This window comes from Cupriavidus sp. TMH.W2, assembly GCF_050847365.1.
Classification (GTDB): Bacteria; Pseudomonadota; Gammaproteobacteria; order Burkholderiales; family Burkholderiaceae; genus Cupriavidus.
In genome coordinates, this window is the sequence record NZ_CP193793.1 from 2,582,609 (window position 1) to 2,601,192 (window position 18,584).

Here is an 18,584-nt window from a genome sequence, read left to right on the forward strand (position 1 = left end):
TCCTGTTGACCGGCGTTACAAGGCGGCCATCTCTTCCATGGCAAGGCGCGATCCGGCGACGTAGTACTTGCCGCCTCGTGGCTGCACCCTGGTGTACCAGCCACGGTCCTGCGGGGCGAAGCGGGTCTGCCGCCAGTTGCCGGCATCGTCGCCGGCCACCAGGACGATCCCCTTGTCGCCCACCGCGATCCATTGCCTGCCATCCCAGGCAACATCGAAGAGGTCCTCCTGTGTCGCCCTGGCGGCCTGTTTCCAACTGGTGCCGCCGTCATGGCTGACCAGTACCGTGCCGCCCAGGCCGACGGCTACGGCGTCGCTGGCGCCCCGGAACCTGACCGACATCAGGCTTTGCTTGACCGGGCTGGCGACGCCGGTCCAGCGCTCGCCGCCGTCGCTGGAAATGCGGATCTGGCCGAACTCGCCCACCAGGCATCCAAGTTGCCCGTCAAAGGCAATGCCATTCCACGCGGTGTCCTCGCCCTGCGCCGCAGATTGCCAGGTCTTGCCATAGTCACGGGAACGCAGCAACGCCCCGCCACTGCCGACCGCCCAGGCGCCGCCGTCCTGGCTCACTTGCACCCGCATCAGCTTGTTGCTGATCGCCGACTTCGGGGCTTGTGCCGGCGCCCAGGTATGCCCGGCGTCGTCCGTGGTCAGGACCACGCCTTCATTGCCGACTGCAACGGCCCGGCGCCCATCCCAGGCGGCGACATCCTGCAAGGTCTCGTGGCTGGCCGTGCCCTGCCTGCTCCATTTCTGCCCGGCATCGTCGCTGTGCAGGATCTTGCCGTTGGTGCCCACCGCCCACATCTGGCCACCGGGCAGGACGGCGATGCCGTAGAAGGCGTCGCCGCGCTCGACAAGGGGCTGCTCGACCGGCTTGCCTACCGGCCTGGGCTTGACGAACAAGCCGGCATAGAGGAGCCCGCCAATGATGGCCAGGGGCAAGCCCGACAGGATGATGCGTTTGATACGTTCCATGATTCGCGTCTTCTTCTGAAAAGTCTTGCAAGGCTGCAGGCGTGCCCAGGTGGGACACGCGGGCCTGCGACGGGGCGCACGCCTCCCCGCAGGGTTTTACTGCACTGCATTGCTGAATCTGATAAGCAGGCGCCCAGTGGCCCAGGCGGGGGCTAGGCGGCGCCGGACCTCATTGGTGTCCGCACCGGGTAAGTGAAGTCGATTGGCATGGTGTCTCCTTGCCCGTGGATGGCAGCGGATGCGCCCAGGCGCTCCGCCGTCTCATACCGTCCTGGTCTTGTGGTTCGGTCTGGTGTGCAGCGTTCGGATGAACGCCGCGCCGGATACTTCAGTTCGCGCAGGCACTGGCGCTTTGCAGCGCCCGCTCCAGCTCCTCATGCAGGATGCGCGGATTCTCATGGGGAGCGAACTGGATGAAGCGTTCGATCTCCACGCGTTCGAACAATCCCTCCTTGTAGTACGGATCTTCCGCGAGCAGCGATTCCGCCTGTTCCCTGTCAACGCAATTGATCGCCAGGAACAGGCCTTGCGGGCTCCGGTCCTCCCCGCACAAGGCACCGGCGCAGACGATGTCCTGCAAGCGGGAGATGACGTGGCGGATGTGCGCAGGCCGAAGCCTGAGGCGCTTCTGTTCCACTTCCTGCCGAAAGTAGCCGCGGATGATGTATGGCATGGCAAATTCCTCTACTGCGGCGCTCAGGCATCGGACCCTGCGCACAAGGGATAAGACTGCTGTCAATGTCGCCGCAAGCGCGTCGTCGTGCCTGCGACCGCGAATCAGGCCGGGTCGGCCCCTTCATACGCGCGCTGCAAAAGTTCGCGGATCGGCCCTCGTTCGATCGGACGCGGATTGGGATAGGGTGTCGCGACCACCAAGTCGGCGGCGCGATCGAGACCATGCTCCGGCATGCCGATCTCGCGCAGGGAACGAGGCACGCCGAGGCGGGCGCCGAGTTCGCGCAGCCCGGCGGGAGCAAGCTCCGTCCCCAGCGCTCGGGCAATGCGTGCCATCGCTTGCGGCGCTGCCGCGGCGTTATAGGCGAGCGCGTAGGGCAGCACGACCGTATGCACCTCCGCATGCGGCAGGTTGAAGCTGCCGCCCAGCGTATGGCACAGCTTGTGGTGGACGCCCATCTGCAGGTTGCCCAGCACCGTGCCGCACAGCCAGGCGCCGTACAGCGCATCGCTGCGGGCCTCGGCGTCCGCGGCATCCAGCCCCAGGCGCGGCAGCGCACTCGCCAGCGCGCGAATGCCTTCTTCCGCCATCAGGCTGTAGACCGGATTGCCATCGCCGGCATACAGGCCCTCGGCCGCATGGGCGATGGCATTCATTCCGCTGGTCATGCTGAGGCCCTGTGGCAGGGTCAGCGTCAGCTCAGGATCGTAGATCACGCTGCGCGGCGCCACGCGCCAGTCCCGGCCGGTCTTCTTGATGCCCGCGTCGGTGATCCCGTACAACGGAGTCATCTCGGAACCGGCGTAGGTCGTCGGCAAGGCGATGATCGGAAGATCCGATTCGAGCGCGATCGCCTTGGCCAGGCCGATGGTCGAGCCGCCGCCGACGGCGACACAGCCGTCGCCGCCCACGCGCCTCACGGCATCGACGGCGGCGCGCGCGACGTCGGCGGGCACATGCATCACGGCATTGCCGTAGACGCCGACGCATCTGTCCCCCAGGATGTCGGCGATCTGCCGGCCCAGGGCAACCTGCTCGGGCGTGGTCAGCACGAGCACGCGCCTCAGGCCGAGCTGGTCCATTTCCCGCGGCAGGGACTGGCGCGCCCCGCTGCCGAAGACGACGCGGGCGGCGCGGGTTTCATGTACGAATGACTGCATGCTCACTGCTCCTGGCGGACGATCAACAGGTTGCTGGCGTGCAACGGGCCAGTATGGTGTCGGCATAGGCGATTTCGGCATCGCGAATACCATGCTCGAGGCCGGATTCCACCTTGATGGTCACCTCGGCGCCGGCGGCCCTGAACAATGCGGCCGACTCGCGCACGCTGTCTGCGGGCACGTGCGGGTCGTCGTCCCAGGTGGAAAGCAGCACCGGCACCCCCTCCAGCTGGCGCTGCGAGCAATCGCGGGGCATGCCGGGCGGGCCGATCAGTCCACCCGTGAACGCGATCAGTGCCGCGTACTTGCGCTGCTGGCGCCAGAGAAACTCGCTGCACAGGCAGGCGCCCTGCGAGAACCCGACCAGCACCTGCGATGCAAACGGGAAGCCCATCGCCCGCAGCGCCTGCGACAAGGCCTCAATGCGCTCCAGCGCCTGCGAGAGCCGCGGTTCATTGGCTTCGAGCGGCGCGATGAAGCGCTCCGGATACCAGGAGTTGTCCGCCGCCAGGGGCGCAAACCATGCGATATCCGACCGCCCGATGCGGCTGACCAGCAGGTCGTGCATCAGCGCGGGCGACTGGCCGCGGCCATGCACAAGAATCGCCGCGAGCTTCGCGTTGCCGGCGGGAGCGTCGAACACGCTCAGCGGCGTCTGCAGATGGGGGTTGGTGTCAGGCATAGTCTTCCCGCACGGGCCGTGCGCCGGATTTCAGTACTTCAGGTTTTCCAGCGATTGCAGGATGCTCGCACGCTGGCTTTCGAACTGAGGGGCGATCTTGAGTTCTGAACCGAGCGTTTCGTACGGCTCGTCGATGAGGAAAGCTTCAGGCTTGGATACGGTCGCCTCGAACAGTGCGCCGCCCGGCGACCGTACGTAGATCGACTCGAAGTAGCCGCGGTCCTTGCGCTCGGACGTATCGGTGAAACCCATGCCCTCAAGCCTGGCCTTGACCAGGTCCTGCACCACACGGTCCGCCACCTGGAATGCGCAGTGATGCACGGTACCCTCGCCATAGGTCCAGCTCGCCTGGGGCATGCTCGGCTCCAGGGCAAAGTCGACGAACTTGCCGGAGCCGCCCTCCCCGAAGGCATAGCGCGCGTATTTGCCGTCACGCGCCACTTCCCGGGCCGACCAGCCGATGTGCATGAATTCCTGCGAAGGCTCCATCTCGCGCACGTTCACGGCGATGGTATGCAGGCCCCGGATGGCAAATTCGGCCGGCACCTCTCCGTTGGTGTACGGCTTGCGAGCATCGTCGGCAATGCCGACCAGCTCGTACTCGATGCCGCAAGGATGCGCGAACGTCAGCACGTGCTCGCCAAAGCGCTCGGAGCGGACCACCTCGAAGCCATGGTCGGCCAGGCGCTTTTCCCAGAACGGGATGGCCGACACCGGCACCGACAGCGCCAGGTTGCCGATCTGGCCAGTGCCGCGCCGCCCCTTGCGCCCGAAATGCGCGACCGGGAAGCAGGTGATCAGCGTGCTCTCTTCGCCGAGGTCATTACCATAGTACAGGTGGTAGAACGGCGTGCCACCGTCGTAAATCAGGGTCTTCTTGACGCTCTTCAGCGAGAGTACCTTGGTGTGGAAATCGTAGTCTTCCTGGGCCGTGCCCACATTCAAGGTGATGTGGTGATGGCGCTGAATGGAATGGTCTGCTTGGGTCATGTCTATCTCCTCCTACAGTTTGCTGATGGGATGGCACGGGAGAACCGGGCAAGCGGTCCCGCGCCGTTCCAGGATGATCAGTCCGCCGGATGCTCAGGCGTCATCACGCCGTCGACCAGATCCCAGATGAAGCGGCCCGAAGGCTCGCGCTGCTCTTCCGCAATATGGGCGATCAGCCCGGCGGCGCGGCCAAGCACGGCGAAGCCGCGCATGAGCCTGGCAGGGATGCCGATGTCGCCGAGGACGGCGGCGATCGCGCCGGTGGCATTGATGGTGATGTGGCGTCCGGCGGCGGCATCCACCTCGGCGGCCAACTGCGCCAGGGCCTCACAGCGTGATCCGTAGGTGCCGACTTCGCGCGCCAGCGCCAGCAAGGCAATCGCGCGCGGATCGTCCGGCCGGTGCAGGTGATGGCCAAATCCCGGCATCGCTTCACGTCTGGCGCGGTAATCCGTGGCGATACGCCGTGCTTCGTTGGCCCCGTCTGCGCCTGCGGCGACGATATGATCGAGCAGCCCGGCGGCGGGCTCCATCGTGCCGATGAAACGGCTGGCGACGGCGAGCAGGCCGGCGGCGACACCGGCCTGGAGATTCTCCGGCGAGCTCGCGTAGATCATGCGCGTGGCGATCGCACTGGGCGTCATGCCGTGCTCCATCAGCGTCACCAGCACGGCTTCGACGATCCGCCGCTGGGCCGCCGTCGGCACGTGGCCGAAGGTCTGCTTCATAAAGACATCGACAAAGCTGGCCCGGCCAATCAGGTCGCGCACCAGGTCATCGTCACCATAGTAGACCGCTTGCGTCGTGTAGTGGCAGAGCTTTGTGCGGGGCGCAACGGTCTCTTTCGGATGGCTCATTGTCAGCTCCGGTTACCCATGATGCGTTCGCGAACGGCCGGCTTCAGCACCTTGCCTACGGCGCTGCGGGGCAGCGCGTCAAACAGGTGTACATGCTTCGGGGTCTTGACCGAGCCGAGCTCGCGCTTGACCAGGGCAATCAGCTCGCTGGCGTCGACGCTCATGCCCGGGCGCAGCTGCACGGCGGCGTGGACGGCCTCGCCCCACTTCGCGTCGGGGATGCCAACCACCGAACAGTCCGCAACGGCGGGGTGCGCCGACAGCACCACCTCGACATCGCTCGGGTAGACGTTGAAGCCGCCGGTGATAATCACATCGCGGATGCGGTCGCGCAGGAACAGGTAGCCGCGCTCATCGAAGACCCCGGCATCACCGGTGCGAAGCCAGCCGTCGACCAGCGTCTTGCGGGTCTCTTCGTCGGCCTTCAGGTAGCCGCTCATCACCAGGTCGCCGCGCACCGCGATTTCGCCTTCCTCCCCGGCCTTCAGCGGGGTGCCGTCCTTGCCAACGATGGCCACCCGGGTCAGCAGCGACGGCTTGCCGACGGAGGCCAGGTATTCGCCCGTCATGTCGGCGGGAGGCAGGAAGGTGATGATCTGGGGCGCCTCGGTCTGGCCGAACGAGGTGCAGAGGACGGGGCCAAAGGCTGCCTGGGCCTCGCGAATCTGCTCCGGGCGCATCGGCGCGCCACCGTAGACGAGATAGCGCAAGGAACGCAACGGACGGGGATTGCGGCGCTGCTCTTCGACCAGCGACAGGATCAGCGTCGGAGGCGCGAAGAACAGCGTTGCGCCATGGGTATCCGCGGCGTCCAGCAGCGCCGGCACCTTGCTGTATTCCGGGAAGATCAGAGCGCCGCCGGCGCCCAGCAGCGGCAGCATGTAGGTTGACGTGCCGTGCGTGATCGGCGCGGCGACCAGGTAGCGGTCGTCCGGCGTCAGGCCAAGTTCGTGAATCTGCGTGGCGATGTTCGTGTTCCAGGCACGCATGGGCTGGATCACGCCCTTCGGGAAACCCGTCGAGCCGCCGGTGAACTTGATTGCCTGCGCCTCATCGACGGCGACACCGCCCCGCGAGTGCGGCCCCATCATGACGGCGGAGATGTCGCCGGTGTGGCGCTCCAGGTCCACCAGGGAGCGCAGAGGTGCGGAAGTGCCGGCCAGCCGTGCCGCCATTTCGCCATCAGCCAGCACGAGGGACGGCTCGACGAAATCGACGATGCGGTGCAGTTCCGGGTCGCCATTGCGCGGGTTGAGCGGTATCCAGACCTTGCCGGCGGCCAGGATGGCGAGAATGGCAACCAGGTGATCGACGGTGTTCGCTGCCCCCACGCACACCCGGCTGCGGGGCGCCGGGTCGATGGCCGTCAGCGCGGCAGCCCGCTGCAGCACCAGGTCCGCCAGTTCGCGGAAGGAAAGCTCGCCAGCGGGGCTGACGATGGCTACCCGGTTCGGATGGCGGTGAGCGGCGCGCCACAGGAAGTCGATGGGGTACATGCTTGCGAATCTCCGGAAAACGAGTGGATGAGATGCGCGCTGAATTGGCCCGCGATCGCATCGATGGAACGAACTATAGAACTTTGTTCGAACATTCGAATATTAGGAGAAACCCTGTTGTGCATGATAGGATTTCAGGAAATCATGGCTGGCAACCAGACCGCTCCAGCCACACGAATCCGACGCCACATCGAAGAACGGGATGCAAGACGAAACCGACGCCTATACGGCCGCCCTGGCCGCCACGCCGCCGCGCCACCTGGACCTGGCACGAACGCTGATGCAGGAGATCCTGAACGGCAATCCCGCGGTCGGCGAGCTGCTGCCCACGGAGGCTGAGTTGTGCGACAAGTGGAACTTGAGCCGCTACGCCGTGCGCCAGGCGGTGCAGAAATTGTCCAGCCTGGGCCTGGTTACCCGACAGGCCGGGGTCGGCACGCGGGTTGTCTCCGACCGCCCCCAGAGCCGCTTCATGCAGGTCATGGACTCACCCGCGGACCTTGCAAGCTACGCAAAAGGCACGGTACTGCGGACCTCGGTCTATGAGCAGATCAAGGCCAACGAGACGCAGGCAGCCCTGCTGCGCAGCCCGCCTCGGACAGGCTGGCTGCACATTGCCGGCACACGATATGGCGCCGCGCCCGCCAACGAGCCGATCGGGCTGGTTGACATCTACGTCGACGCGGCGTTCAGTGAACTGCCCCGGCCAGGGGAAACACTGGATGTTCCCGTCTATACGATGGTCGAAAGGCAATATGGCATCAAGATCACGCGGGTCGAGCAGGAAGTCCAGGGACTGCTGATCGAAGGCCCGCAAGCCGATGCCCTGCAAGTGCCCGAGGGATCGGCCGGATTGCGCATCGTCCGGACCTATTTCCTGCGCGACAGGATCGTTGTCGTAACGACCGGTGTTCACCCGGCAAGCCGCTTCAGTTACTCGACGACGTATCAGTTGACGCAGGCTGTCGCCTGAACGGTGCGCTTCAAGCGTGCAGAGGATAGGGCTTCTCTGGGTCGAGGCCATACTTCTGCAGCGCCTGCTGCACGACGGCACTGTCGATTGCGCCATCGTCCACCAACGCCTTCAGCGCGGTCACAGTGACCCAGTAGCGGTCCACTTCGAAGAAGTGCCGCAGCTGTTCGCGCGTGTCGGAACGGCCATAGCCGTCGGTGCCCAGCACGGCGTACCGGCGCGGCACGAATGGCCGGATCTGCTCGGCCAGCGCGCGCACGTAGTCGGTCGCGGCGATCACCGGTCCCCGCATCGGCGCCAGGCATTGCTCCACGTGCGCGCGCCGCGGCGTCTCGCCCGGATGCAGCAGGTTCCAGCGCACCGCCGCATTACCCTCGCGCGCCAGCTCGGTGAAGCTCGGGCAACCCCACAGGTCGGCCTGCACGCCCCAGTCCTCGTCGAGCAGCCGCGCCGCGGCGATGACCTCGCGGAAGATAGTGCCGGCACCCAGCAACTGCACGCGAGGCTGCCCGGCGGTGCCCTCCTTGCCGCGCCGGAACAGGTACATCCCCTTCAGGATGTCCTCTTGCGCGCCCTCCGGCATGGCCGGATGCTCGTAGTTCTCGTTCATCACGGTGATGTAGTAATACACATCCTCCTGCTCCTGCACCATGCGGCGCAGGCCGTCCTGGATGATCACCGCCAGTTCGTAGGCGAAGGTCGGGTCATAGCTGATGCAGTTGGGGATGGTGCCGCCCCACACCAGGCTGTGCCCGTCTTCATGCTGCAGGCCTTCGCCGTTGAGCGTGGTGCGACCCGCCGTGCCGCCCAGCAGGAAGCCGCGCGCGCGCTGGTCGCCGGCGGCCCAGGCCAGGTCGCCGAAGCGCTGGAAGCCGAACATCGAATAGAAAATGAAGAACGGGATCATCGGCTCGCCATGCGTCGAGTATGACGTGGCGGCGGCGATCCAGTCGGCCATGGCACCGGCCTCGTTGATCCCTTCCTGCAGGATCTGGCCGTCCTTCGATTCCTTGTAAAAGCTCAGCTGCGAGGCATCCTGCGGCGTGTAGATCTGCCCTTGCTGCGACCAGATGCCGATCTGCCGGAACAGTCCTTCCATGCCGAAGGTGCGCGATTCGTCCGACACGATCGGCACGATGCGCCGGCCCAGCGCCTTGTCGCGCAGCAGCGTGTTGAGGACGCGCACGAAGCTCATCGCGGTGGAGAATTCGCGGCCCTCGCCGCTGGCCTTGAGCTGGGCCTCGAACGCCGACAGCGGCGGCACCGGCAGCGACGGCCCGCGCCGGCGGCGCGCCGGCACGTAGCCGCCCAGCGCCTGGCGCCGCTCGTGCAGGTAGGCATGCTCGCGCGAGCCTTCCTCGAAGCTGAGGTAGGGCAGTTCATCGAGCTGCTGGTCAGTGAGCGGCAGCCGGAAGCGGTCGCGGAAATGCATCAGCGCCTCCACCCGCATGCTCTTCTGCTGGTGGGTGATGTTCTGTGCCTCGCCGGCCTCGCCCATGCCATAGCCCTTGATGGTCTTGGCCAGGATTACGGTCGGCTGGCCCGGGTGCTCGCTGGCGGCCTTGTAGGCGGCGTAAACCTTGTGCGGATCGTGGCCGCCGCGGTTCAGTGCCCAGATGTCATCGTCGGACCAGTCCGCCACCAGCGCCTTGAGTTCGGGCGTGTTGAAGAAGTGCTCGCGCACATAGGCGCCGTCCTTCGACTTGAAGGTCTGGTAGTCGCCGTCGACGCATTCCATCATGCGCCGGGCCAGGATGCCGGCCTTGTCGCGCGCCAGCAGCGCGTCCCACTTGCTGCCCCACACCACCTTGATCACGTTCCAGCCGGCGCCGCGGAATTCCGACTCCAGCTCCTGGATGATCTTGCCGTTGCCGCGCACCGGGCCGTCCAGGCGCTGCAGGTTGCAGTTGATGACGAAGACCAGGTTATCCAGCTTTTCGCGCCCGGCCATGCCCAGCGCGCCACGCGACTCGGGTTCGTCCATCTCGCCGTCGCCGCAGAACACCCACACCTTGCGGCCGCCGTGCTGGCCAAAGCCGCGGTCCTCCAGGTACTTCATGAAGCGGGCCTGGTAGATGCCCATGATCGGCGCCAAGCCCATCGACACGGTCGGGAACTGCCAGAAATCCGGCATCAGCCACGGGTGCGGGTATGACGAAATGCCCTGGCCGCGCACCTCCTGGCGGAAGTTGTCCATCTGTTCCGCGGTCAACCGCCCCTCGAGGAAGGCGCGCGCATAAAAGCCCGGTGCCGAATGACCCTGGAAGAACACCAGGTCGCCGCCGTGTCCGTCCGATGGCGCATGCCAGAAGTGATTGAAGCCAACCTCATATAGCGTGGCCGCCGAGGCAAAGCTGGCAATGTGGCCGCCGACATTGGTATCGCGCGCCGCGCGCAACACCAGCGCAATCGCGTTCCAGCGGATATAGGAGCGGATGCGATGCTCGATGTCCTGGTCGCCAGGGCTGCGTGCCTGGGCGTCAAGCGCGATGGTGTTCAGGTAAGCCGTGTTGGCACTGAACGGCAGGTAGATGCCGGCATGGTGCGCGCGCTCGATCAGCTTTTCGATCAGGTAGTGGGCACGCTGCGCGCCTTCATACGCGATGACCGAGTCAAGCGCGTCCAGCCATTCCGTGGTTTCCTGCGCGTCGATATCGTCATTGCGGGCATTGTCTGGCTGAGCTTGCGCCATGGTGGAACTCCTGTGGGCATGGATTGGGCAAAGTCCTGCCGCGGCCGCTTTTCCGGCTGCGGGGAGAGACGCCGAACGGAACACCAAGGCTAGCATCCGAGGGGCGTGGCGATAAGGCAAGGTTTGACAAACTCGGTGTTTCCGCTCAGGAAACACCGTCGCCGTGCTGGCCAGGGGCTTGCGTCAGAAGCGATAGCGCACGTAGCCCATGCTGAAGTTCGTGCCGGGATTGGGCTCCTTGATGCCGGCATTCGACAAGTGCTGGAAGCGGTAGCCCACGGCAAAGCGCCGGCCCTTGCCGAACGCCACGCCCACGCCCACCATGTCCGCGAACTGGAACGCCGAGCCCATGCGGTGGCCAGCGGCGATCTCGGTGTGGCTCAGCACATGAAAGCCCACGGACGCCTCGAGATACGGCGTCGCGTATTCGCCTTCATAGTTCAGCCTGAAGATCGGCGAGACGCCGAACTCCATCAGCTGGCTGGATGGCCTGGGCGACAGCGCGCGCCAGTTGGCGACGTTGAACTCGCCGTCCATGGCAAGCGAAAAGCGCTCCGACAGCTGCCATTGCAGGATGTCCTCCCAACGCGCGGCGATCTCGTACTTCTCGACGCCATGGCCGTTGTCGCGCGCGTATCCGCCCTGCATGGAAAACGTTGCGGCGCCTGCCGTGGCAGGCAGAGCAAACAGGCATGCCGCAAGGGGAAATGCGGCTGCGGCATGCGTCAGGCCGCGTGGTCGTGTGGTTTGTTTTTTTGGCATTTGCTACGGCCGGCGGCGCGTTGCGCACAGCGTTCCGACGCCACCGTGGGTTCTCGATTCACAGCGAATGAGAATAGCAGCGGCACAATTTTGCCAAAAGCCCGTCTGGCGCAAACACTGCGTTCCAGCACCGGAACGATCTGCAAATTTTGCGGTGGCGGTGCACACTGCCCGGACGCAGATGTTTCAGGTAGCCAGTTCAGTTGCCACGGCTGGCCTGCGTGCCGGGACTGCCTTTGCCTGCTGCTGATGCAGGTATTTGAGCACGAGGTCAGTTGTCGCCTGGAAATGATCCGCGAGCAGCCGGCACGCCTCACGCGCATTGCGCGCGACGATGGCGTTGACAATCGCCTCATGCTCCGCCGCCACGTCACGCGTGCGAGCCGCCTTGGGTACGGCGAGCGAGAGAAAGCGATAGCGTGCGGTCTGGTCCCGCAACACGATGGAAAACCGCCGCAGCCAGGCCGAGCGGCAGCCGGACACCAGCACCTCATGAAACGCGGCATGGGCCTCTTCCCATTCCGGATTGAGCGCGCCATCCTTGCCGCGCAGCACCATCGGGATGCGGGTCAGCCGGTGATGGGCCGCTACCACTTCCGCCTCCCAGCCGATATCGCCGGCCTCGATCGCGTCGCGCAGCGCGCTGGTGTCGATCTGCTGGCGCACGCGCGTGATATCCAGCAACTCCTCCGCGGACAGCGGCGCCACGCGAAAGCCCTTCTGGTCGATGGCGAGCACAAAGCCGGTGGTGCACAGCCGCGACAGCGCCTCGCGCAGGGGAATCACACCAGCCTGGTAACGCTCGGCGAGATCCTTCAGGCGCAGCTTGCTACCCGCCGGCAGCTCGCCGTTGATGATGTCCTCCCGCACGGCTTGTTCGAGCACGGACGCCCATGTGCGCCCGCCCAGGTCCGGCGCATCCGGCGTATCCGGCGTATCCGGCGCATGGGCCGCGCCCGCCTTGCCGGTGGCGGTGTTTGCCGACTTGGTTCTCGCCACGGTGTGGTCTCGCAAGATGATAGATAGTGTTGATTATTATATATTTTGCGGGACCGCCTTTCATTCCTCCGCCATGCCTGCGAAGGCATTTGCCAGATAATCCACCAGCGATCTGACCGAGGGCAATAACCCGCGGCGCGACGGAAAGACTGCGTGCAGGATTTCGGTGCGCGGCGCCCATTGCGGCAGCAGGCGCACCAGCGAGCCGGCGGCCAGTTCCCTTGCCACCATCATCTCCGGCAATTGCACAACGCCCACCCCGGCTTGCGCGGCAGTGCGCAAGGCGACCATGTCGCCAGTGACATAGCGCGGCTGATGATGGACGTCGGCTACCGCGCCATCGGGGCCGAACAGCTTCCAGACATGGTCGGACTGCGGCATGCCCAGGCCAAGGCTGGGCCAGGAACCAAGCTCGGCCGGCACGCGCGGCGCGGTCAGCGCCTTGACCAGGTGCGGACTCGCGATCAGGCATTGCTTGCGTTCGGCAAGCACGCGGATAACGAGATCACTGTCCTGCAGCGGAGGCGGCCGCACGCGAATGGCAACGTCAATCGCCTCGGCAACCGGGTCCACCTTGCGATTCGTCGCCTCCAGATGGATCGTCACGTGCGGGTGAAGGTCCATGAACCCGGCCAGCATTGCGCCGACATGCACCTGCAGCAGCGCAACCGGGCACGTGACGCGCACCACCCCGCGCGGCTCCGCCCGGCTCAGTTCGATGGCTTCCTGTGCCGCCTCGGCTTCCACCAGCATCGCCTTGCAGTGCTCATAGTAAGTGCGCCCGATTTCGGTCACCGTGAACTGGCGCGTGGAGCGGTGGATCAGCCGCACACCAAGGCGCTCTTCCAGCATGGCCAGCCGTCGGCTGAGCTTGGACTTGGGCATGCCCAGCGCCCGGCCGGCCGGGGCAAATCCGCCATGCTCCACCACTTGCACGTAGTAGTAGAGCTCGTTCAGGTCTTGCATGACCCAACCCTCATCGTTCGTAAAACAGGACTATGAGGTGTGACTTTAGCATCTACAACTCATGGCGCCCGAATACTAAGCTTCTATCCACCGATCCGGCGTTGCCGGTCAATTGGAGAGGCAAATGAAAAGAGTTCTGGGCGTTTACAGCGCGCCACGCCCCCACTGGGTGGGTGATGGCTTTCCGGTCCGCTCGATGTTCTCGTACCAGAGCCATGGCACGCAGCTCAGCCCATTCCTGCTGCTGGATTATGCCGGGCCGGCCGATTTCGGACCCACGGACACGCCCCGCGGCGTGGGCATGCATCCGCACCGGGGGTTCGAGACCGTCACCATCGTCTACAAGGGGGAAGTCGCCCACTGCGACTCCACTGGCCAGGGCGGCGTGATCGGTCCGGGCGACGTGCAATGGATGACGGCCGGCGCCGGCATCCTGCACGAGGAGTTCCACTCCGAGGCCTTTTCGGGCACGGGCGGCGCCCTGGAGATGGTCCAGCTCTGGGTGAACCTGCCTGCCAGGGACAAAATGACCCGCCCAGGTTACCAGGCGATTCTCGATCGCCAGATTCCTGCGGTTGCACTCCCTGGCGAAGCCGGAACCGTCCGTGTGATCGCCGGTGAATATGCCGGCCACGCGGGCCCTGCGCGAACGTTCACGCCGATGCATGTGTGGGACCTGCGGCTGCGCCAGGGCGGTCTCACTGAACTGCCGGTGCCCGGCGGCTGGAATGCCGCGCTGATTGTCCTGCGCGGCACCGTGCGGGTCAATGAAGCGGCGGTGGTCGGCGAAGCCCAGATGGTCGTGCTTGACAGCGCCGGCGCTGGCATGTGCATCGAAGCCAGCACCGATGCCGTGGCCATCCTGCTCGCGGGCGAGCCGATTGACGAACCAATCGTCGGCTATGGCCCCTTTGTGATGAACAGCGAGCAGGAAATCGCCCAGGCCCTGACCGACTTCAACAACGGCCGATTCGGGCAAATCGCCAACTGATTACGACCTTCCGCCCGCCGCCCGATCCCGTGGCGGGCTTTCCCAGCCGGTGCCAAGGCACCCATCGATGCAAGGAGTAACACCATGAGCAGCCCAGCAAATTTCAATGGCAAGCGGCCCGTGATCGATCCGGCCGATACGGCAATGCTCTTGATCGACCACCAGAGCGGCCTGTTCCAGACTGTGGGCGACATGCCGATGCCGGAACTGCGGCAACGCGCCGCGGCACTGGCAAAAATGGCTACGCTGTCCAAGCTGCCGGTGATCACCACCGCCTCCGTGCCGCAAGGCCCGAACGGTCCGCTGATCCCCGAAATCCACGAGAACGCCCCTCACGCCAAGTATGTCGCCCGCAAAGGCGAGATCAACGCATGGGACAACCCGGACTTCGTCGCGGCCGTGGAAGCCACCGGGCGCAAGACGCTGATCATCGCCGGCACCATCACCAGCGTCTGCATGGCCTTCCCGGCCATCAGCGCTGTGGCTGACGGCTACAAGGTCTTCGCCGTGGTCGATGCGTCGGGCACTTATTCGAAGATGGCGCAGGAAATCACGCTGGCCCGGGTGGTGCAGGCAGGCGTGGTGCCCATGGACACGGCAGCGGTCGCATCCGAGCTGCAGCACACCTGGCACCGCGACGACGCGCTGCAGTGGGCTGAGATCTACACCAAGATCTTCCCCGCTTACCAGCTGCTGATCGAAAGCTACATGAAGGCGCAGGACGTGCAGAAGAACGGCGAGGTCCTCGACTCGGCTCGCTGATCGGATAAGCGCCGACATCAAAAGCAAGTCCGGACCGGAGCCTCGCCGTGCATTGCAGAATATGCGGCCAAAGCTCCGATCCGGCACTATAGTTGAGCGCAGGGAACGGTCACGGCTTGCCATCAGCCGGAATCGGCACGCAAGCCCGCCAGCTATCGCCAACACTGAGCCGCGCTGCGCGCGCGTCGACAAGAATGAAGAAGATTCCGCGAGGCCCATGGGCAGCAAGGCGATTGCCGGCGGGTCCGGCAGTCGGCCTGGCGCTCGCCGCCGTTTCATGCAGCGCGCTTGCCCAATCGTTGCCGGCACCGGCCGCTGCAACGCCTGCCTATAAGTTTCTTCGCTATGACGAAGACTATCGTTACCTGCAGGACCCCGCACGACGCGGCGACCCGTGGGACCCGGTCAAGTACATCCCGCTCGGTACGCACGGCGCATTCCTGAGCCTGGGCGGCGAGCTGCGCGAGCGCTTCGAGGATTACTCCGCCGCGAACTTCGGCGTGCCGGGCAGGACCGCCGACAGTTACCTGCTGCACCGCATCCTGCTCCACGCCGACCTGCGCGCGGGCGAACGTCTGCGCGGCTTTGTCCAGCTGGGCAACCACCTGGCGCTCGGGAAGGATGCCGCAGTCCCGCCGTATGAAGACCGCCTCGACCTCCAGCAGGGCTTCGTCGACTGGCGCGTGCCGCTGAGCGAGGATGCGCGGTCCGACCCGAACTTGCGCGTGGGTCGCCAGGAAATGGCGTTCGGATCGCAACGGCTGGTGTCGGTCCGCGACGCGCCGAACGTCCGGCGCGCCTTTGACGGCGTCCGTCTTGGCGGCGCCGCCAGCGACGTGCGGATCGATGCCTTTGCCACCCGCCCGGTTTTGCTGAAGGCGGGAAACTTCGACGACCAACCCAATCATGCACAGGGCTTCTGGGGTGTCTACGCGACGTTTCCCCGGACCTTCATCCCCGCGTCCGGCGCCGACCTCTACTACCTTGGCTTCGAGAACAGCCACGCCCTGTACAGCATCGGCGCCGGCGTGGAGCGGCGTCATTCAGTAGGCGCGCGCGTCTTTGGCACTGGCGGAAAATGGGACTGGGACTGGGAAGCCCTGGCGCAATTTGGCAGCTTCGGCCAGCAGACAGTGCGGGCGTGGGGCGTCTCCACCGACACCGGCTACACGTTCGATCTCTCCGACTGGAAATTGCGCACTGGCATCAAAGCCACCGCAGGCAGCGGCGACCATGATCCCCGCGACGGGAAGCTCGGCACGTACGGCGGGCTGTTCCCCAAGCTGGCCTATTTCAACCAGGCCGGCCTGCTGGGGGCCTCGAACGTGATCGACCTGCAGCCATCGGTCACGCTGAAGCCCACGGCGCAGCTCAGGTTTACCATCTCGTGGGACCTGATCTGGCGCGAAACCACCAACGATGCGGTGTACACCGCAGTGGCCATTCCCATTGCAGGGACGGCCGGACGCGCGGGGCGGTACACGGGCAGCCAGCTTGCCTTCGACGTCTTCTGGCAGTTGGATCGCCATATCGCGATCAATGCCGGGCTGGTGCATGTCGACGTTGCCAAGGTACTGAGCGCGGTCGGTGGGCACAACACCAATTTCACGTACATCTCCGCGGCCTATATGTTCTGACTACGCCGGGGCCGCGGCATTGGCACTCGGCCCGTGTGGCTCGGCTCAGGCGCGGACCTCGTCCTCAACCCGGTTGCGCAAAGTGGCGATGCCCTCGATGCTCACCTCGCAGACGTCGCCGTCGCGCATGATGAGCTTGGGGTCGCGCGCCCAGCCGATTCCCGAAGGCGTGCCCGCAACAATGACGTCGCCCGGCTCGAGGGTGATCGCCTCGCTGGTCATGGCGATCAGCGACGCCACATCGTAGAGCATGTCCGAAGTGCTCGCCGACTGAACAACCTGCCCGTTCAGCCGCGTCTGCAGAAGCAGCCCAGCGGCGCCTGGCGGCAGCTCATCCGCAGTCACCAGCACGGGACCGAAGGCCCCGGTCGAATCAAAGTTCTTGCCAACCGTCCATTGCGGCGACTTGAACTGATACTCGCGGACGGAGCCGTCGTTGAAGACGGAATAGCCAAACACATGTTCGAGGGCATTGTCGCGCGCAATATGCTTGCCGCCCTTGCCCAGCACAACGGCGAGTTCGCCCTCGAAATCGAGCGTGTCGCTGGCCAAGGGCCGCACGATGGGACCTCCGTGGCCAACCAGGCTGGTGGCCACGCGGAAGAACAGCGTCGGATAGTCCGGCTGCTCGTACGGCGACTCCTTGGTATGGTCCGCATAGTTCAGGCCAACACAGATGATCTTGGGGGGCCTCCCTACCGGGGGCAGGTATTGAATGGTATCGTCGTCCGGCACAACCGTTGCCTGCCCGAGCAGCGGTTCGATCTGCGCGGGGGACAGCCCCGCCTGAATCAGGGCGCCGGCATCGCCGCCATATGTCTGCGGCAAGAGTGCAATGCCGCGGTCGGTCAGGACGCCAACGCGTTGCTTGCCTTCGAACAGTATCGTGGCTAGTTTCATTTCTTGCTCCAACAATCGAATCGGCCAGAAGCCGGGAAAGGAATCTACTAAACCAAGCCGCGCCATGACTGGCGCCGCGCATTGCCGGAGCAATCAGGCTTCGGTGTTTCGAATGAAATAGTCCGGAAGATCCGGGCCCCACTGATACAGGGAGTCCTCCGGATCGAAGTCGCCCGCGGGCCAGTTGGTCCCGGCAGCGATGAAATCGATATCCGCCGAGTACTCGCAGAACGATCCCCACGGGTCCCGCACGTAGAAGAAGTAGTTGGACCCCAATACATGGCGCCCGGTGCCCCATCCGTGCGGATAGCCTGCCTTGGCCATCTGGCTTGCGCCCTGGCCTACCTCGTTCACATCCCGCACATCCCAGGACGCGTGATGCCAGCCCTTCGCCGAACTCTTGACGAAGGCAATCAGATGGTGATCGCCGCCATGCGGCGCATGGGTGAATGCAATGATGTCCGCGGACCGGTCGGAAAGCCGAAGGCCGAGCGCTCCCTCATAGAACGTCAGCGCACGCTGCACATCCGGTGTGAAAAGCAAAACATGTGACAGGCGACGCGGACGAACCCTGGCAACCTTGCTCCGGACCGACGCGCCCCGCACGCCGGCAGGCGTGCTTTCCAGCGTCGCATCCTGCTTCGAATCCGGGGTGGTTTTCGGTCCAACCTTCACCTGCAGAAGGTTGCCATCGGGATCCAGAAACCATGTTCCCACTTCGTCAATGAAGGGCGACGCATCGGCAGGGCGCGCACCGCTCGCCAGCAACTGCTGCCGGATGCCTTCAAGATCCTCCGCGAAGCAATTGAAGGACAGATAGGCGAGGCGCTTTCGTTCGCCGGCAAAGATCCGGGCCCAGCAATGATCGTCCTGCGCATAGACTTCGAGGCAGTTTTCACCACGCACGACACGCAGGCCGAAGGCATCCAGGAAATTGGCGGCGATGTCCCGATCGGGCACCAGCAGCGCATAGTGGTCGATCGAATGCACCGCCGGCGTGCCACGTGCAGCAGCCGTGGCCGCCGGCCTGTCGGCATCCAGGTTCATGGTTGTCTCCCGC

Annotated in this window: 17 protein-coding genes; 4 read left to right on the forward strand and 13 right to left on the reverse strand. The window is 65.1% G+C overall.

What is annotated here, in order from left to right; genetic code table 11:
• Positions 1–15: 15 nt before the first annotated feature.
• The 7 genes from ACREYQ_RS29135 to ACREYQ_RS29165 form a co-directional block, all read right to left on the reverse strand.
• Complete coding sequence (locus tag ACREYQ_RS29135) at positions 16–981, reverse strand: WD40/YVTN/BNR-like repeat-containing protein (RefSeq protein ID WP_432261430.1); 966 nt, start codon at positions 979–981, stop codon at positions 16–18.
• 328 nt (positions 982–1,309) lie between these two features.
• The gene (locus ACREYQ_RS29140; protein ID WP_432261431.1) at positions 1,310–1,654 is read right to left on the reverse strand and encodes a YciI family protein; all 345 of its coding nucleotides are present in this window, start codon (positions 1,652–1,654) and stop codon (positions 1,310–1,312) included.
• A 104-nt stretch (positions 1,655–1,758) separates the two neighbouring features.
• Positions 1,759–2,817, reverse strand: coding sequence for a maleylacetate reductase (locus ACREYQ_RS29145; protein WP_432261432.1), 1,059 nt, complete (start codon positions 2,815–2,817; stop codon positions 1,759–1,761).
• 22 nt (positions 2,818–2,839) lie between these two features.
• The gene (locus ACREYQ_RS29150) at positions 2,840–3,499 is read right to left on the reverse strand and encodes an alpha/beta hydrolase (protein WP_432261433.1); all 660 of its coding nucleotides are present in this window, start codon (positions 3,497–3,499) and stop codon (positions 2,840–2,842) included.
• 30 nt (positions 3,500–3,529) lie between these two features.
• Positions 3,530–4,489 (reverse strand): VOC family protein, encoded by a 960-nt coding sequence (locus ACREYQ_RS29155; protein ID WP_432261434.1) that lies wholly within the window; start codon positions 4,487–4,489, stop codon positions 3,530–3,532.
• Positions 4,490–4,566: 77 nt separating this feature from the next.
• On the reverse strand, positions 4,567–5,346 hold the full coding sequence (locus tag ACREYQ_RS29160; RefSeq protein WP_432261435.1) for a citryl-CoA lyase: 780 nt from the start codon (positions 5,344–5,346) through the stop codon (positions 4,567–4,569).
• 2 nt (positions 5,347–5,348) lie between these two features.
• Positions 5,349–6,842, reverse strand: coding sequence for a class I adenylate-forming enzyme family protein (locus ACREYQ_RS29165; RefSeq protein ID WP_432261436.1), 1,494 nt, complete (start codon positions 6,840–6,842; stop codon positions 5,349–5,351).
• Between the two features lie 202 nt (positions 6,843–7,044).
• On the opposite strand from ACREYQ_RS29165, the gene ACREYQ_RS29170 reads away from it, so the two are divergent.
• Positions 7,045–7,815, forward strand: coding sequence for a GntR family transcriptional regulator (locus ACREYQ_RS29170; protein WP_432261437.1), 771 nt, complete (start codon positions 7,045–7,047; stop codon positions 7,813–7,815).
• Positions 7,816–7,825: 10 nt separating this feature from the next.
• On the opposite strand, the gene aceE is transcribed toward ACREYQ_RS29170, so the two are convergent.
• The 4 genes from aceE to ACREYQ_RS29190 all read right to left on the reverse strand — a co-directional run bounded on the left by aceE (position 7,826) and on the right by ACREYQ_RS29190 (position 13,234).
• On the reverse strand, positions 7,826–10,507 hold the full coding sequence (gene aceE / locus ACREYQ_RS29175; RefSeq protein WP_432261438.1) for a pyruvate dehydrogenase (acetyl-transferring), homodimeric type: 2,682 nt from the start codon (positions 10,505–10,507) through the stop codon (positions 7,826–7,828).
• A 183-nt stretch (positions 10,508–10,690) separates the two neighbouring features.
• Positions 10,691–11,155, reverse strand: a complete 465-nt coding sequence (locus tag ACREYQ_RS29180; RefSeq protein WP_432261439.1) for an acyloxyacyl hydrolase — start codon at positions 11,153–11,155, stop codon at positions 10,691–10,693.
• A 300-nt stretch (positions 11,156–11,455) separates the two neighbouring features.
• Positions 11,456–12,268 carry a GntR family transcriptional regulator gene (locus ACREYQ_RS29185; protein ID WP_432261440.1) on the reverse strand — a complete coding sequence of 271 codons (813 nt, stop codon included), beginning with the start codon at positions 12,266–12,268 and terminating at the stop codon, positions 11,456–11,458.
• 60 nt (positions 12,269–12,328) lie between these two features.
• On the reverse strand, positions 12,329–13,234 hold the full coding sequence (locus tag ACREYQ_RS29190; RefSeq protein WP_432261441.1) for a LysR family transcriptional regulator: 906 nt from the start codon (positions 13,232–13,234) through the stop codon (positions 12,329–12,331).
• A gap of 124 nt (positions 13,235–13,358) precedes the next feature.
• Between ACREYQ_RS29190 and ACREYQ_RS29195 the strand changes: the two genes are divergently transcribed.
• The 3 genes from ACREYQ_RS29195 (at position 13,359) to ACREYQ_RS29205 (ending at position 16,624) form a co-directional block, all read left to right on the forward strand.
• Entirely contained in the window at positions 13,359–14,225 is an 867-nt protein-coding gene (locus ACREYQ_RS29195; RefSeq protein ID WP_432261442.1) for a pirin family protein, read from the forward strand.
• 84 nt (positions 14,226–14,309) lie between these two features.
• Entirely contained in the window at positions 14,310–14,987 is a 678-nt protein-coding gene (locus ACREYQ_RS29200; protein WP_432261443.1) for a hydrolase, read from the forward strand.
• A 194-nt stretch (positions 14,988–15,181) separates the two neighbouring features.
• The gene (locus tag ACREYQ_RS29205) at positions 15,182–16,624 is read left to right on the forward strand and encodes an alginate export family protein (RefSeq protein WP_432261444.1); all 1,443 of its coding nucleotides are present in this window, start codon (positions 15,182–15,184) and stop codon (positions 16,622–16,624) included.
• Positions 16,625–16,669: 45 nt separating this feature from the next.
• On the opposite strand, the gene ACREYQ_RS29210 is transcribed toward ACREYQ_RS29205, so the two are convergent.
• Entirely contained in the window at positions 16,670–17,524 is an 855-nt protein-coding gene (locus ACREYQ_RS29210) for a fumarylacetoacetate hydrolase family protein (protein ID WP_432261445.1), read from the reverse strand.
• A 93-nt stretch (positions 17,525–17,617) separates the two neighbouring features.
• Entirely contained in the window at positions 17,618–18,571 is a 954-nt protein-coding gene (locus tag ACREYQ_RS29215) for a VOC family protein (RefSeq protein WP_432261446.1), read from the reverse strand.
• Positions 18,572–18,584: the final 13 nt, after the last annotated feature.

Coding starts and splice junctions, on each gene's coding strand:
- ACREYQ_RS29210 (WP_432261445.1), bottom strand. CDS start 17,524: ATGAAACTAGCCACGATACTGTTCGAAGGCAAGCAACGCGTTGGCGTC.
- ACREYQ_RS29155 (WP_432261434.1), bottom strand. CDS start 4,489: ATGACCCAAGCAGACCATTCCATTCAGCGCCATCACCACATCACCTTG.
- ACREYQ_RS29195 (WP_432261442.1), top strand. CDS start 13,359: ATGAAAAGAGTTCTGGGCGTTTACAGCGCGCCACGCCCCCACTGGGTG.
- ACREYQ_RS29135 (WP_432261430.1), bottom strand. CDS start 981: ATGGAACGTATCAAACGCATCATCCTGTCGGGCTTGCCCCTGGCCATC.
- ACREYQ_RS29180 (WP_432261439.1), bottom strand. CDS start 11,155: ATGCAGGGCGGATACGCGCGCGACAACGGCCATGGCGTCGAGAAGTAC.
- ACREYQ_RS29145 (WP_432261432.1), bottom strand. CDS start 2,817: ATGCAGTCATTCGTACATGAAACCCGCGCCGCCCGCGTCGTCTTCGGC.
- ACREYQ_RS29160 (WP_432261435.1), bottom strand. CDS start 5,346: ATGAGCCATCCGAAAGAGACCGTTGCGCCCCGCACAAAGCTCTGCCAC.
- ACREYQ_RS29150 (WP_432261433.1), bottom strand. CDS start 3,499: ATGCCTGACACCAACCCCCATCTGCAGACGCCGCTGAGCGTGTTCGAC.
- aceE (WP_432261438.1), bottom strand. CDS start 10,507: ATGGCGCAAGCTCAGCCAGACAATGCCCGCAATGACGATATCGACGCG.
- ACREYQ_RS29190 (WP_432261441.1), bottom strand. CDS start 13,234: ATGCAAGACCTGAACGAGCTCTACTACTACGTGCAAGTGGTGGAGCAT.
- ACREYQ_RS29205 (WP_432261444.1), top strand. CDS start 15,182: ATGAAGAAGATTCCGCGAGGCCCATGGGCAGCAAGGCGATTGCCGGCG.
- ACREYQ_RS29140 (WP_432261431.1), bottom strand. CDS start 1,654: ATGCCATACATCATCCGCGGCTACTTTCGGCAGGAAGTGGAACAGAAG.
- ACREYQ_RS29165 (WP_432261436.1), bottom strand. CDS start 6,842: ATGTACCCCATCGACTTCCTGTGGCGCGCCGCTCACCGCCATCCGAAC.
- ACREYQ_RS29200 (WP_432261443.1), top strand. CDS start 14,310: ATGAGCAGCCCAGCAAATTTCAATGGCAAGCGGCCCGTGATCGATCCG.
- ACREYQ_RS29215 (WP_432261446.1), bottom strand. CDS start 18,571: ATGAACCTGGATGCCGACAGGCCGGCGGCCACGGCTGCTGCACGTGGC.
- ACREYQ_RS29170 (WP_432261437.1), top strand. CDS start 7,045: ATGCAAGACGAAACCGACGCCTATACGGCCGCCCTGGCCGCCACGCCG.